Raw genomic sequence first — 13,985 nt, 5'->3', positions numbered from 1 at the left:
TTCTAAATTAAAACTTTTATGTAATTTATAATAATCTACTATTACTAAATTACATTTTATCATAAACTCTTACATAATAATCTCCAGATATTCTCATTATTTTTTTCTTTAATTCTAAATTAAATAGCACTTCGTATAAAGTAGTTATATTCAAATTTACTTTTTTTAATAAATCATTTATATGCAAAGGCTTATTTAATATATAAGAATATACACTAGCTTCATTAACATTATTTTGTTTATTTAAAGGTGTTTTCTTAACAAATGTATTCATTTTTAAAACTTCATATACATCCTCCAAAGAAGTTAAAACATAAGCCCCATCCTTTATTAATTTATTACACCCAACACTTTGCTTTGAAAATATATCTCCTGGTACTGCCATAACATCTTTTCCTTGTTCTAAAGCTGCTCCTGCTGTAATAAGAGACCCACTTCTATCTGACGCTTCTACAACAATAATTAATGAACTTAAAGCGCTTATAATTTTATTTCTGACTGGAAAATTATAAGCATAAGGAGGTTCTCCAGGTAAAAATTGTGAAATCACACATCCTTTCTGAGTTATTTCCTCATATAATCCATAATTTTCTTTTGGATATACAACATTTACCCCTGATCCTAGAACAGCACAGGTCTTTCCTTTTACTGCTAATATTTTTTCATGTGCATAAGTATCGATACCCTTAGCCATTCCACTAACCACTGTAATATTATTATCTGCAAAAGAGTCACATAATATTTTAGTAATATTTTCACCATAATAAGTCGCTTTCCTTGAGCCAACAATGGATACTGTATTTTCAAATAAGCAGTCAATATCTCCCTTATAAAATAGCATGTATGGAGCTTCATCATATATTCTTAATTTTTCAGGATACAATTCATCATTAATAACTATTGCCTCAATATTATCTTTGTACATTACTCTTTTTATTTCATCAATTTTTTTTACGTTCCAAGCTGTTCTAAATTTTTCATAAAGAATTTCAGCTTTATTTACTTCTATAGATTCATTTATAAATGCATACCATATATTCTCAGCATTTCCATACAAGTCTATCAATTTATTTTTAATTTTATAAGAAAGCTTTGCCATAGCAAACCATAATTGATAATCATTCATCTCATCACCTATATCACTTTATTATTTATAAATTTTCTATATTGAACCGCTTCTATAACATGTTCTTTTTTGATTTTTTCATTATTTGATAAATCTGCTAAAGTTAGTGCAACTTTTAATACTCGGCTATATGCTCTCATACTTAAATTATGTATTTCATAGAGTTTTATTAATGTTTTTTCCGCTTCCTTTTCAAGTTTACAATATTTTCTTACATGATTTTCATTCATTTCACCATTAGAAAATATATCTTCGTTTTTAAATCTTTCATTCTGAATTTCTCTTGCTTTTATAACTCTTTCTTTTATGATTTTAGACTGTTCTCCCTCTGTACCCTTTAATTTGTCAAATGGCACAGAGGGTACAGCTGAAAATAAATCTATTCTATCTAGCAAAGGTCCTGATAGTTTCCCTTGATATTGTCTTCTTTCATATTCAGTACAAGTACAAGTTTTAACTTCATGACCATAATATCCACACTTACATGGATTACTTGAACCAACCAACATTATACTAGCTGGATATTCTACGGTTCCTGAACTTCTTGATAAAATTATCTTTCTATCTTCCAATGGTTGACGCAGCACTTCCAGATTATTTTTGTTGAACTCAAGCATCTCATCTAAATAAAGTACGCCATGATGAGCTAAAGATATTTCTCCTGGATGTAACTTTATACCTCCACCTATTAATGAAATTTTCGTACAAGAATGATGTGGTTTTCTAAAGGGCCTTTTATAAATAAGCCCCTCTAGCATTTTATACTCTCTTGAAATGCTATAAATCTTAGTAACTTCCAAAGCTTCCTCATATGTTAACGGGGGCAAAATCGATGGAATTCTCGATGCTAACAAGGTTTTTCCACACCCAGGCGATCCATACAAAAAAATATTATGATTCCCAGCAGCAGCTACCTCTATGGCTCGTTTAGTGCTTTCCTGACCAACTACATCCTTGAAATCCAGATAAACCTCTTCCTTTAATTGTATTTTTTCTTTGCTATAAGGCAATAAATCTTTATACTTTAAAAATCCAATCACTTCAATTAAATTTTTCAAAGGATATGTATTTGCGTTGCTAACAATAGATGCTTCTGCTTTATTTTCATAAGGAATCACAAAATTTTTTATTCCATTATCAAATCCCCCCATAACTATAGTAAGAATACCACTAACTTTCTTTAGTTCTCCTAGCAAGGATAACTCCCCTGCAAACAAATAATTATCTATACCTTCTTCATTTATTTGTCCTGTAGCAAGTAGAATTCCAACCGCAATGGGCAAATCAAAAGACGATCCTATTTTCCTTACATCTGCCGGTGCTAAATTAACTGTTATTTTTTTTATAGGAAACTCAAATCCAGAATTTATTATTGCTGCTCTCACTCTATCTTTTGATTCTTTAATAGAAGTATCTGCTAGCCCAACAATACTAAACGAAGGTAACCCCTGCGATATATCCACTTCTACAGAAATTTTTACACCATCCATGCCATTAAAAGTGGCAGTATTTATTTTAATTGCCATAAACTCACCTCCTCAATGAGTTTTGACAATAAAAAAAAATCTAAACCTGATTTGAATATAAATTATTCAATAAGTTAAGATTTATATATTATAAACAAATATTTAGAGGTGATTACTATCAAAAAATTCAATTACGAAATAGGGAAATTAGGCGAAGATTTAGTTGCAACACATTTAAAAGAGAAAGGATACTATATACTTGAAAGAAATTTTACTTGTTCAATTGGAGAGATAGATATTATTGCTAAAAAAGATAATATTCTATGTTTTGTAGAGGTTAAATCTAGATATAATTTAAGCTTTGGTTATCCATGCGAATCAATTACAGGAAAAAAGGTTAGAAAAATAAAAAAAATTGCACTTTGGTATATTTCAAAGTACAAAATAAAAAATACTGATTTTAGATTTGATGTGGCAGAGGTTTACTTTGAAAAAAATAATGAATTAATGATTAATATAATTCAAAATGCTTTCTAGGGCGGTATAAAAACCGCCCTCTAGATTGAGTTATTATATAATAATTTCTTCAAAAAACTTAATCTATGGATTTCAGTAGGTCCAAATTCTAAAATCGCATTCATGTGGTCTTTTGTTCCATAACCAACATTTTGCTCAAAAGAGTATTGATTGTATTTTCCGCTCATTTTTTTCATTATTTTGTCTCTATAAACTTTTGCAATTATAGATGCACAAGCAATACTGGCGCTTTTAGAATCCCCTTTTATTACATAATGATTTTTTATAGCACAATTTTTAATAGCATATCCATCTGATAAAACTAAAGAAGGTTGAGTTTTTAAACCTTCAACAGATTTTTTCAAAACTTCATTGTTACAAAATGCTATCCCTTTAGAATCAATAATTCTATTATCTAGCTCTACAATATTATAGTCTATTGCTTTTTCTTTTATTATTTCAGCTAATTCTTCTCTTAATTTTTCATTTATTTTCTTTGAATCATTTATCTGCAATATTAAATCTTTATCATCATTAATGTTTAATTTGAGAACAACTGCTGCTGCAACGATAGGACCTGCTAAGGGTCCTCTACCAACTTCATCTACCCCTGCTATTAATATATCATTGCCAAAAGAAACATCGAAATTATATAAGTTTCTCACTCTTACAATTTCTAATCTGATTTTTTCTAAATCATTAACCATCTTCTGCCCTAATTTATTAACTGATTTTCTCTCATCTTTTATCAATGCATCTATCAAAGAAGTGTGATCCTTTTGCTTTTTCACTTCATTATTAACTATATTTTTTATATCATTTACTTTTAATTCAGAAAAATCGTAATTCATTAATATCACGGCCTTTCTAAAGATATTTTTCCTAGCTTCCCACCTCTAAATTCGTCAAGTACCATTACCGCTATCCTTGTATAATCAATATTTTTCCCAGGCAATATAGCTCCTCTTTTTAAAGCCATATTTTCCATGTTTACTAAAGGATCTTCACTTAATTCATCTAGTTTATATCTTTCTTTTAATCTTTCCGGATAATAAGTTTGTAAAACTTCTATTAATTTTAATGCTAATGTTTCAATATCCATTATTTCATCTTTTATTGCTCCTGTAAAAGCAAGATTTAATCCAACACTTTCATCTTCAAACTTAGGCCAAAGTACTCCAGGAGTATCCATTAAATCTATATCTAGCTTAGTTTTAATCCATTGTTTGGTTTTTGTAACACCAGGCTTATCTCCAACCTTCGCTCTAGTATTATTTCCAACTCTATTTATAAAAGAAGATTTACCCACATTAGGTATACCTACAACCATAACTCTTATAGTATATTTAACTAATCCTTTTTTTCTGTATGCATCTAGTTTTTCTTTTAAAAGTTCATTTAATAGTGGTTTTATATTATTAAGTCCTTTTCCCGTCAAACTATTTCCCACAGTAACTTTAGTAAATTCATTTGATAAACTCTGAATCCACATATTTGTGACTCTTTCTTCACTTAAATCTGCTTTATTTAATAAAATCAATCTTGGTTTACCTTCACATAATTGATCTATAATTGGATTTGCACTTGAGCTAGCAATTCTCGCATCTCTTATCTCAATTACAGCATCTACCATATCTATACATTCTGTAATTTCTCTTCTGGTTTTGGCCATATGGCCCGGGTACCAATTTATTGCCATGTTCAACACTCCCTATTCTTTTATAAAAAGAACACAAGAACAAAAAAAAGGACTAAACAGTCCCTCTTTTTATCTAAGTTCTTTAACTTTCGCTGATTTTCCTACTCTATCTCTTAAGTAGAATAACTTAGCTCTTCTAACTTTACCTTTTCTAACAACTTTAACACCTTCAACTAATGGTGAGTTGATTGGGAAAGTTCTTTCAACACCTGTACCATAAGCTACTCTTCTTACAGTAAATGTTTCTCTAGCTCCACCGTTTTGCTTTTTGATAACAGTTCCTTCAAATACTTGAATTCTTGTTTTAGCTCCTTCAGTGATTCTAACATCAACTTTAACAGTGTCTCCTACGTTAAATTGAGGTAATTCTTTCTTAATGTGTAAACTTTCTATTTCTTTTATTATATCTAACATTGTGCATTCCTCCTTTTTTTTATTAACGTTCATTCTCTTCAAAAGGAAGACAGCGGACCGTTGGTACTAGCACAAAGCATATTATATCACACAGATACACCTTGTTCAAGATATTATTTGTTGTTTTCTCTTAATTTCCAAGTAATTTTTTATCTTTTTTTGAAAGTTTAACTTTAGAAAACAAGTCAGGTCTTTTATTTTTTGTTAGTTCCAAAGATTTTCTACGTCGCCAATTTTTTATATTTTCATGATGACCAGAAAGAAGAATTTCTGGTACTCTTTCATTTTCGAAAATTTCCGGCCTTGTATATTGCGGAAATTCTAATAATCCCTCATAAAAAGACTCGTCTTCGTAGGATTCTGAAGTTTTTAGTACTCCTGGAACAAATCTACATATACTATCCACAACAGGTATACATGCCATTTCTCCACCAGTCAAAATAAAATCTCCTAGTGAAATTTCCATATCTATATGTTTATAAATTCTTTCATCTATACCCTCATAATGACCACATACAAAAATCAATTCTTTTTCATCTGATAATTTTTTAGACATTTCAGAATTAAAAGTTTCTCCTCTAGGGCCTAGAAAAATCACCATTCCTTTATTATTTTTCTTTACATTTCTTATAGCCTCTATAATAGGCTGTGGAGTCATAACCATGCCTGCCCCGCCACCATAAGGGTAATCATCTACTTTCTTATGTTTATTAGTAGAATATTCTCTTATATCATGGGCTTTAATACTTATTAAATTATTTTCCTGAGCTCTTTTAATTATACTTTGATTAAATATTTGAAACATTTCAGGAAATAAAGTTAATATATCTATCTTCATTGCCACTTCTCCACATTTTTAATTACTATTGATTTGGTTTCTATATTTATATCCAATACAATTTCTTTTAAAACTGGGATAAGTAGTTCTTCTTTTCCTTTTACCCAGTAAACATCATTTGATCCTGTAAAAAGAACGTCAAATATTTTTCCTAAATCATTTTTGTCTTCATCGTAAACCGTACAACCAATTAAGTCTACAACAAAATGTGTGCCCTTAGGTAATTTAATTGCATTTTCTCTAGAAACTTCAATAAGTTTAGTTTTCAATTTTTGAGCATCTTCAATAGTTTCAACACCTTCTATTTTAAGAACAACTCTACCTGGTTGTAATTTACATCCAATAATTTTTTCTTTTTTCCCATCAATATAAACATCTTTTAGTTTTTTAAATCTTTCTTCATCATCGCTTAAAGATATTACCTTTACTTCGCCTTTCAAACCATGTGTATTTACAATTTTACCTACAGCTAATAATTCTTCCATGGCTTAATCTCCTTTTCCTCTATTTTATATTATAATGCATTAAAAGAGTTAGGAATCCCTAACTCTTTAACATATGTAGCTAAATTATTTCAACCACAACTCTTTTATTTTCTTTTATTGCAGCTGCTCTAACTACTGTTCTTATAGCTTTCGCAATTCTACCTTGCTTACCTATAACCTTCCCCATATCATCTGGAGAAACTTTTAATTCTAAAACTATGGACTGCTCACCATTTATTTGGTTAACAGATACCATTTCAGGGTTATCCACTAAAGATCGTGCAATAATTTCAAGTAATTCTTTCATTTACAACACCCCCGCAAAACTACTTAGCTGCTTTCTCTTCGATACCAGCAACTTTGAATAACTTTTTAACAACATCAGTTGGTTGTGCGCCATTCTTAATCCATTTTTGAACTTTTTCTTCATCTATTTTAACCTCTTTTGGGGTTGATACTGGATTATAATACCCAATTTCCTCGATGAATCTACCATCTCTTGGAGATCTAGCATCAGCAACTACTACTCTGTAAAAAGGTGCTTTCTTAGCGCCCATTCTTTTTAATCTGATTTTAACTGCCATTTTATATTTCACCTCCCTTAAAATTTAAGTTGTATCTACATGAATGGAAGTTTTCCAAACATACCTTTACCCAAACCTTTTTTGCTACCACCTTTAAACTGTTTCATCATTTTTTTCATCATTTGGTAGTCTTTTAAAAGTTTATTAACATTTTGCACTTTTGTTCCTGACCCAATAGCAATTCTTCTTTTTCTTGAGGCAGAATTACTTACAATATTAGGGTTTCTTCTTTCAGCCGAAGTCATGGATTGAATTATAGCTTCCATTTTTTTCATTTCTTTTTCACTTTGGCCTAAATCTACACCTTCAAGCTGTTTTGTATTTACCCCTGGAACCATCTCTATAAGTTTAGACATTGGTCCTAATTTCTTCATTTGGGCCATTGACTCTAAAAAATCTTCTAAGTCAAATTCAGCTTTCATCATTTTATCGCTTAAATTTTTAGCTTTTTCTTCATCTATAGATTCTTGTGCTTTCTCAATAAGAGTCAACACATCACCCATTCCTAGAATTCTTGAGGACATTCTTTCTGGATAGAAAACTTCTAAATCATTAAGTTTTTCACCTACACCAATATATTTAATAGGCTTTCCAGTAACTGCTTTAATAGATAAAGCAGCACCACCTCTAGTATCTCCATCTAACTTAGTTAAGATAACCCCTGATATTTCTAAAGATTCATTGAAAGTTTCAGCTACATTAACTGCATCTTGACCTGTCATTGAATCAACTACTAAAAGAATTTCATTAGGATTAACCTCTGCTTTTACATCTTTAAGCTCATCCATTAATTTTTCATCAATGTGCAATCTACCAGCTGTATCCACTATAACTACATTTAATCCATTTTCTTTAGCATATTCCATAGATTTTTTTGCAATATTAACAGGATTTTCTTTATCCCCCATAGAGAATACTGGCACTTCTACTTGTTTACCAAGAATCTCTAATTGTTTTATGGCTGCTGGCCTGTAAATATCACAAGCAACCAAAAGCGGTCTTTTATTTTGTTTTTTAATAGCAACTGCTAGCTTTCCAGCCATAGTTGTTTTACCTGCACCTTGCAGTCCCGCCAGCATAATAACTGTTATGCCTGTAGAATTAAACTCTATCCTACTTTCTGTGCTACCCATCAATTCTGTAAGCTCTTCATTAACTATTTTAATAACATGCTGAGCCGGAGTCAAACTTCTCATAACTTCTTCACCCATGCTTTTTTCACTTACAGTACTAATGAAATTCTTTACTATTTTATAATTAACATCCGCTTCTAATAAAGCAAGTTTTACTTCACGCATAGCAGATTTTATATCTTTTTCGGAAAGTTTTCCTTTTCCTCTTAACTTCTTAAAGGTATCTTGAAGTTTAGAAGATAATCCTTCAAATGCCATATGCTACCTCCTAAAAAGTTCTGACGATATACTCATTTAATTCCTTAAGAGAGTTATAAATATCATCATCCTTAACAGACTCTTTTATAGTATCTATTTTACTTATCAAAACTTTTATGTCACTATCTCTTTTTTGATCTTTTTCCATATAAGCTAATTTTTCTTCGTATATTCCAAGTTGTTTGTCACATCTCTTGATAATATCGTAAATAGCTTGACGACTAGTTTTAGTTATTTCAGAGATTTCTTTAAGGGATAAATCATTATTTATGTATAAATCCATGATATCATTCTGCTTATCAGTTAATAATGGACCATAATAATCTAATAAAAGCGAAATGGTAAATCTGTCATTCATAAAATCACCCTTCCCATAAAAGATAATATCAAAAACTAAAAGGTCTGTCAAGTACTTTTACTTAACACCTTTATTTTTTTTATTTTACTCATTCATTTAAAACAATGCTTCTACAAATTCTTTGGAATTAAATGCTTGCAAATCATCTATGCCTTCTCCTACACCTATCATTTTAACTGGTATATTTAACAAATGTTTTATAGCTATTACAACTCCGCCTTTTGCAGTACCATCTAATTTCGTTAATATTATTCCATCTATTGGACAAACTTCTTTGAATTCTTTTGCTTGAATAAGAGCATTTTGCCCAGTTGTTCCATCTAAAACCAAATAAGTTTTCTTTTTAGCTTCTGCAAATTCTCTATCAATAATTCGATTTATTTTACCAAGTTCATTCATTAGATTTTTCTTATTATGAAGACGTCCCGCTGTATCGCAAATAAGCACATCTGATTTTCTTGCTTTAGCCGCTTGTATGGCATCAAAAACTACGGCTCCTGGATCCGAACCTTCAGAATGCTTAATCAGTTCTACCTTTGACCTATCCGCCCAAACTTGTAACTGATCAATAGCAGCTGCTCTAAAGGTGTCTGCTGCTGCTAAAAGAACCTTATAATCCTTACTCTTTAGTTTTGCAGATATTTTTCCTATGGATGTGGTTTTTCCAGCTCCGTTAACTCCAATAATAAATAATAATTCTGGTGTTTGCTCTGGTTCGATAGAATTATCATCTTCTCCTAATATCTCTATAATAACTTCTTTTAAACAATCATTTACTTGTAAGGGATCTTTTATTTTCTTTTCTTTTACTTTTTCTCTTAATTTTTCAATAATATCAATTGAAGTTTCCACACCAATATCTGCTGTTATCAAAATTTCCTCTAATTCCTCATATAAATCCTCATCAATTTTGATAGCTGTAGTCAGTGCATCTGTAACCTTATTAGTGAAATTTTCTTTTGTTTTAGTTAATCCAGTTTTCAATTTGTCAAATAAATTACCAAACATATTTTTTCTCCTTTTTATTCGTATTTACTTAGGTCTACTGAAACAATTTTAGATACCCCTTTTTCTTCCATAGTTACACCATATAAAGCATCACTACATTCCATGGTTCCTTTTCTATGGGTAATAATTATAAATTGAGTTTTTTCTGAAAACTTTTGTAAAAATTCCGAAAATCTTTTAACATTAGCATCATCTAATGCTGCTTCTATCTCATCTAATATACAGAAAGGAGAAGGTCTCATTTTTTGAATTGCAAATAATAAAGCAATTGCTGACAATCCTTTTTCTCCACCAGACATCAAATTTATGTTTTGAAGTTTTTTACCAGGTGGTTGAACATTTATATCAATATTGGCAGATAGCTCATCTCCCTCACCTAGAATAAGGTCTGCGTGACCTCCCTTGAAAAGTTCAATAAATGTTTCATTAAAATTTTCTCTCATTTTTTGAAAATTCTCTTTGAACATACTTTTCATTTTTTCAGTCATATCTTTAATCAATGATTGTATTTCATCTTTTGCATTTAATAAATCTTCCTTTTGTTGTTTTAAAAAAATGTACTTTTCAGAAAGCTCTTTATATTCCTCTACTGCCCCTACATTGACTACCCCCAAGGCTTTTATTTCACTTTTGTACTCTTTAACATCTTTTTTAAATTCCATTATATCCATTTGATCAACTTTCATCTCTAAAGCCTCAGCATAAGTTAAATTGTATTCCTCATTTAACCTTGAATATTTTTGTTCTAATTCAGTTTCAAGTTTCGCAATTTCAATAGTTATCTTTTGTTCTTCCTTACTTTGTTTTGAGAGAATATCTTGATGTTGTTCTTTAGAACTCAAAAGACTATTAATAATTTCTTTTAATTTTAATTTTTCTACTTCTTTTTCTTCCATTTTATCCTTAAAAGTTATTAATTTTTTCTCTAAAACAGCAATTTTTATAATATTATCTTCTATATTTTTTTCAAATAACTTTTTATTATTCAATGAACTTTCTATTTCGTTTTCTATTTTTTTATGATTTTTCTTAAATTCATTTAAATCCAATTTTATTCTAGATAATTCATTTTTTTTATTTGAAATTACTTCTTCATTATGCGCTTGTTTAATTTTTAATGAAGTTTGTTCTTCCTTTTTTGTATTTAAGCTAATATTATCTATTATCAATGTTTTTTCTATTTCTTCCACCAATTCTTTATCTTTTTCCACTATAGTTGATAATTCTTCAACTTTTAATTTATAAATATTAGCATCATCATATGTTTTAAATATATTGATATTTATAGCTTCCATTTCTTTTTTAGATATTTGTAGATCCTTGGTTAGCTTTTCATTTTCTTTATCTACCGCAATAATTTTACCATTGATTTTGGTTATATCTATATTCTTATAGTGAATTTTATCTCTTAAATCTAAACATTCATCATCAAAAGCTTTAATTTTATTTTGAATTTTTTCAATTTTAATATTAAGAGCTTCAATATCTTCATTTTGCTTTATTTTTTGTGATTCAGTTTCATCAATCTTTCTTTTTCGAGATATTACATTAAATGATTTTTTATAAATACTTCCTCCGGTAAAAGACCCACCTGAATTAATCACATCTCCTTGTAGTGTTACGATTCTAAAAGAAAAATTGTTTAATTTTGCAATAGAAGAAGCGTTCTCTAAATTATCTGCAATTAATATTCTTCCCAAGGCGTAATCAATAGCTTTTTTATAACTAGGATTATAATCTATAATATCAGATGCAACCCCTATATATCCTTTAGCATTTTTCGTGTTCTCATTCACGAAAATCTTATTAGGCTTAATTGTATTTAGTGGTAAAAATGTTGCTCTTCCTATATTTTCCTTTTTTAGATATTCAATTAAATTTTTAGCCATAGAATCATCATCAGTAATTATATTTGAAATAGCACTTCCTAATGCAATTTCTATAGCAGACTCATATTTTTCATCTACATCAATAATTTCTCCCAATATTCTGCACTTACCAAAAGCAGAAGGAATTTTATTCTTATCGATTGCATTCATTAAATCTTTTGTAGACTTTGTATATCCTTCATGATTATTTTCTAAATCTATCAGCATTCTATGATGAGCTTCTAATCTATTAAACTCTGAGGTTCTTAATTTTAAATCCTTTTGAGTTTCTTCCAATAATTTTTTTTCAGAAAAAATTATCTTTTTATCTTCAATTATTTTTTCTTCTAAAAATTGAATATCTTTATTTAATTTTAATACTTCATTTTCTAACATAGTTATAGTTTGAGAATTTATTTTCACTGTATTCTTATATGTATCATAGGATAATTGCATATCTTCTAATTTCGCTTTATAATTGGAAATATTATTTTCAATTAAATTAATATTATTTTTATATAAAGAAACATCACTAAGCTTTTCTATGATTAAATCTTTCTTATTTTTAACTTCTTCTTCATTTTCAGATATTTGATTTTGAAAAAAAAGAATTTCTTCACTAAGAAGAATAACTCCATCATCAATTATTTTTTTATTTTTTCCCGTTTCTTGCAAAAAAGATTGAATTCTTGATTCTTCATCAACCAAGAAACTTATTTTTTCCGAAATACTTATAACATCACTTCGGTATTTTTCAATATTTTCTAAATTATTCTTTATTTTTTCTTCACTTAAACTATTTTCATGAATCAAATCTTGAGTTTTTTCTTTGTTCTTAAAATATTGTTCTTTTTCAAAATTATTTTCTTTTTCTATGTCTTCTAGCTTTATATTATTTTGTTCAATCTTGTTTTTAATTGTGGAATTTTCATTTATCAAGTTTTTCATTGATATTTCTATTTTCCATAATTCTTCTTTACATAAGATCATATCATTTTGAATATTGCTTAAGTCGTGTATCAATATATTTATTTCTTTTACTTTTAATTTTTGTGATAATTCAATAAATTGACTTGCTTTTAAGCTTTCTTTTCTAAGAGGCTCAATTCTTTCTTCATAGGTTGAAAAAATATCTTCCACTCTTTGTAGATTCTGCATTGTTGATTCTAGCTTTTTTTCTGCATCATTTTTTCTTGTTTTATATTTAACTATACCTGCCGCATCTTCTAATATACTTCTTCTTTCTTCTGGCCTTCCACTTAAAATAGCTTCTATCTTCCCTTGTCCAATGATAGAGTAACCTTCTCTACCCACGCCAGTATCCATAAATAATTCATGTATATCCTTAAGTCGACATTTAGTGTTATTTATATAATATTCACTTTCTCCAGATCTGTATAATCTTCTAGATATTCTTACCTCATTATAATCAAGAGGAAGTGATTGATCATTATTATCTAAAACTAAGGAAACTTGAGCTAACCCAACAGGCTTTCTATACTGTGTTCCTGCAAAAATTACATCTTCCATTTTACCGCCACGTAGATTTTTCACACTTTGTTCACCTAAAACCCATTTTACCGAATCTGATATATTGCTTTTGCCTGATCCATTTGGACCTACCACAGCAGTTATTCCTGATTTGAATTCTAAATTTGTCTTGTCAGCAAAAGATTTAAAGCCTCTTACTTCAAGTGACTTCAAAAACATATTTCACACTCCTAATTACATTTTTAAAAAACTTACAAAAGATAAAATAAAAATAAAAATTATAAAAACTAATGTTACTTGAACAACATTTTTTCTTGTTTTCTTTTTCACTTAAATCACTCCTTTTTTAAATTACCATCTAAGTTTATATTAAAATTAAAAAAATATCAATAAAAGCCGTGCTAAGCACGGCTTTTATTTCTATCTAGGCTCAATAATAAATTTTATTGCTGTTCTTTCTTCACCATTTATACTTATCTGTGAAAAAGCTGGTACAGCTACTAAATCTATACCATTCGGAGCAACAAAACCTCTACTTATAGCTAATGCCTTTACCGCTTGATTTACCGCTCCTGCCCCTACTGCTTGAATTTCCACGCTACCATTTTCTCTTAATACCGCTGCTAAAGCTCCTGCTACAGATTTTGGTTGAGATTTTGCCGATACTTTCAATATTTCCACTTTAACTACCTCCTATAATTTCTACATTAACAAGAAATTCCTTATAGATGATATATTCTA

Annotated in this window: 15 protein-coding genes; 1 reads left to right on the top strand and 14 read right to left on the bottom strand. The window is 29.1% G+C overall.

The genetic code is table 11. The annotated features are described in order from the left end of the window. Nucleotides 1–49: 49 nt before the first annotated feature. On the bottom strand, nt 50–1,126 hold the full coding sequence (dprA, locus tag BUB83_RS01585) for a DNA-processing protein DprA (protein WP_073336294.1): 1,077 nt from the start codon (nt 1,124–1,126) through the stop codon (nt 50–52). 8 nt (nt 1,127–1,134) lie between these two features. Beyond that, nucleotides 1,135–2,652: a YifB family Mg chelatase-like AAA ATPase gene (locus BUB83_RS01580; RefSeq protein WP_073336292.1), complete on the bottom strand. Its 1,518-nt coding sequence runs from the start codon at nt 2,650–2,652 to the stop codon at nt 1,135–1,137. A 108-nt stretch (nt 2,653–2,760) separates the two neighbouring features. Here BUB83_RS01580 and BUB83_RS01575 point away from each other — a divergent pair, with 108 nt between their 5' ends. Continuing rightward, nucleotides 2,761–3,129, top strand: a complete 369-nt coding sequence (locus BUB83_RS01575) for a YraN family protein (protein ID WP_242950613.1) — start codon at nt 2,761–2,763, stop codon at nt 3,127–3,129. Between the two features lie 20 nt (nt 3,130–3,149). On the opposite strand, the gene BUB83_RS01570 is transcribed toward BUB83_RS01575, so the two are convergent. The 12 genes from BUB83_RS01570 to BUB83_RS01515 form a co-directional block, all read right to left on the bottom strand. Then, complete coding sequence (locus tag BUB83_RS01570; RefSeq protein WP_073336522.1) at nt 3,150–3,959, bottom strand: ribonuclease HII; 810 nt, start codon at nt 3,957–3,959, stop codon at nt 3,150–3,152. A gap of 5 nt (nt 3,960–3,964) precedes the next feature. Beyond that, a complete protein-coding gene (gene ylqF / locus BUB83_RS01565) occupies nt 3,965–4,807 on the bottom strand; it encodes a ribosome biogenesis GTPase YlqF (RefSeq protein ID WP_073336290.1) in 843 nt (280 codons plus the stop codon). A gap of 69 nt (nt 4,808–4,876) precedes the next feature. Next, nucleotides 4,877–5,221 (bottom strand): 50S ribosomal protein L19, encoded by a 345-nt coding sequence (gene rplS / locus BUB83_RS01560; RefSeq protein ID WP_073336288.1) that lies wholly within the window; start codon nt 5,219–5,221, stop codon nt 4,877–4,879. 130 nt (nt 5,222–5,351) lie between these two features. After that, the gene (gene trmD / locus BUB83_RS01555) at nt 5,352–6,059 is read right to left on the bottom strand and encodes a tRNA (guanosine(37)-N1)-methyltransferase TrmD (RefSeq protein WP_200801414.1); all 708 of its coding nucleotides are present in this window, start codon (nt 6,057–6,059) and stop codon (nt 5,352–5,354) included. Further along, the gene (rimM, locus tag BUB83_RS01550) at nt 6,056–6,544 is read right to left on the bottom strand and encodes a ribosome maturation factor RimM (protein ID WP_073336283.1); all 489 of its coding nucleotides are present in this window, start codon (nt 6,542–6,544) and stop codon (nt 6,056–6,058) included. The genes trmD and rimM overlap by 4 nt, the downstream gene beginning before the upstream one ends. A 79-nt stretch (nt 6,545–6,623) precedes the next feature. Then, nucleotides 6,624–6,851: a KH domain-containing protein gene (locus BUB83_RS01545; protein ID WP_073336281.1), complete on the bottom strand. Its 228-nt coding sequence runs from the start codon at nt 6,849–6,851 to the stop codon at nt 6,624–6,626. A 19-nt stretch (nt 6,852–6,870) separates the two neighbouring features. After that, a complete protein-coding gene (rpsP, locus tag BUB83_RS01540; protein ID WP_073336279.1) occupies nt 6,871–7,128 on the bottom strand; it encodes a 30S ribosomal protein S16 in 258 nt (85 codons plus the stop codon). Nucleotides 7,129–7,163: 35 nt separating this feature from the next. Then, nucleotides 7,164–8,519 (bottom strand): signal recognition particle protein, encoded by a 1,356-nt coding sequence (ffh, locus tag BUB83_RS01535; RefSeq protein WP_073336277.1) that lies wholly within the window; start codon nt 8,517–8,519, stop codon nt 7,164–7,166. Between the two features lie 10 nt (nt 8,520–8,529). Further along, nucleotides 8,530–8,877 carry a putative DNA-binding protein gene (locus BUB83_RS01530; RefSeq protein WP_073336520.1) on the bottom strand — a complete coding sequence of 116 codons (348 nt, stop codon included), beginning with the start codon at nt 8,875–8,877 and terminating at the stop codon, nt 8,530–8,532. A gap of 96 nt (nt 8,878–8,973) precedes the next feature. Beyond that, entirely contained in the window at nt 8,974–9,885 is a 912-nt protein-coding gene (gene ftsY / locus BUB83_RS01525) for a signal recognition particle-docking protein FtsY (protein ID WP_073336275.1), read from the bottom strand. Between the two features lie 14 nt (nt 9,886–9,899). Then, nucleotides 9,900–13,463, bottom strand: coding sequence for a chromosome segregation protein SMC (gene smc / locus BUB83_RS01520; RefSeq protein ID WP_073336273.1), 3,564 nt, complete (start codon nt 13,461–13,463; stop codon nt 9,900–9,902). A 201-nt stretch (nt 13,464–13,664) separates the two neighbouring features. Next, nucleotides 13,665–13,925, bottom strand: coding sequence for a stage V sporulation protein S (locus BUB83_RS01515; RefSeq protein ID WP_073336271.1), 261 nt, complete (start codon nt 13,923–13,925; stop codon nt 13,665–13,667). Nucleotides 13,926–13,985 lie beyond the last annotated feature (60 nt).

The organism is Clostridium grantii DSM 8605 (assembly GCF_900129965.1).
GTDB classification, from domain to species: domain Bacteria; phylum Bacillota; class Clostridia; order Clostridiales; family Clostridiaceae; genus Clostridium_AF; species Clostridium_AF grantii.
The sequence above is the reverse complement of the archived record's forward strand: the minus strand, read 5'-3'. Positions and strand labels throughout refer to the sequence as shown.

Coding starts and splice junctions, on each gene's coding strand:
- dprA (WP_073336294.1), bottom strand. CDS start 1,126: ATGAATGATTATCAATTATGGTTTGCTATGGCAAAGCTTTCTTATAAA.
- ylqF (WP_073336290.1), bottom strand. CDS start 4,807: ATGGCAATAAATTGGTACCCGGGCCATATGGCCAAAACCAGAAGAGAA.
- BUB83_RS01545 (WP_073336281.1), bottom strand. CDS start 6,851: ATGAAAGAATTACTTGAAATTATTGCACGATCTTTAGTGGATAACCCT.
- rpsP (WP_073336279.1), bottom strand. CDS start 7,128: ATGGCAGTTAAAATCAGATTAAAAAGAATGGGCGCTAAGAAAGCACCT.
- ftsY (WP_073336275.1), bottom strand. CDS start 9,885: ATGTTTGGTAATTTATTTGACAAATTGAAAACTGGATTAACTAAAACA.
- rplS (WP_073336288.1), bottom strand. CDS start 5,221: ATGTTAGATATAATAAAAGAAATAGAAAGTTTACACATTAAGAAAGAA.
- rimM (WP_073336283.1), bottom strand. CDS start 6,544: ATGGAAGAATTATTAGCTGTAGGTAAAATTGTAAATACACATGGTTTG.
- BUB83_RS01580 (WP_073336292.1), bottom strand. CDS start 2,652: ATGGCAATTAAAATAAATACTGCCACTTTTAATGGCATGGATGGTGTA.
- BUB83_RS01530 (WP_073336520.1), bottom strand. CDS start 8,877: ATGAATGACAGATTTACCATTTCGCTTTTATTAGATTATTATGGTCCA.
- trmD (WP_200801414.1), bottom strand. CDS start 6,059: ATGAAGATAGATATATTAACTTTATTTCCTGAAATGTTTCAAATATTT.
- ffh (WP_073336277.1), bottom strand. CDS start 8,519: ATGGCATTTGAAGGATTATCTTCTAAACTTCAAGATACCTTTAAGAAG.
- smc (WP_073336273.1), bottom strand. CDS start 13,463: ATGTTTTTGAAGTCACTTGAAGTAAGAGGCTTTAAATCTTTTGCTGAC.
- BUB83_RS01570 (WP_073336522.1), bottom strand. CDS start 3,959: ATGAATTACGATTTTTCTGAATTAAAAGTAAATGATATAAAAAATATA.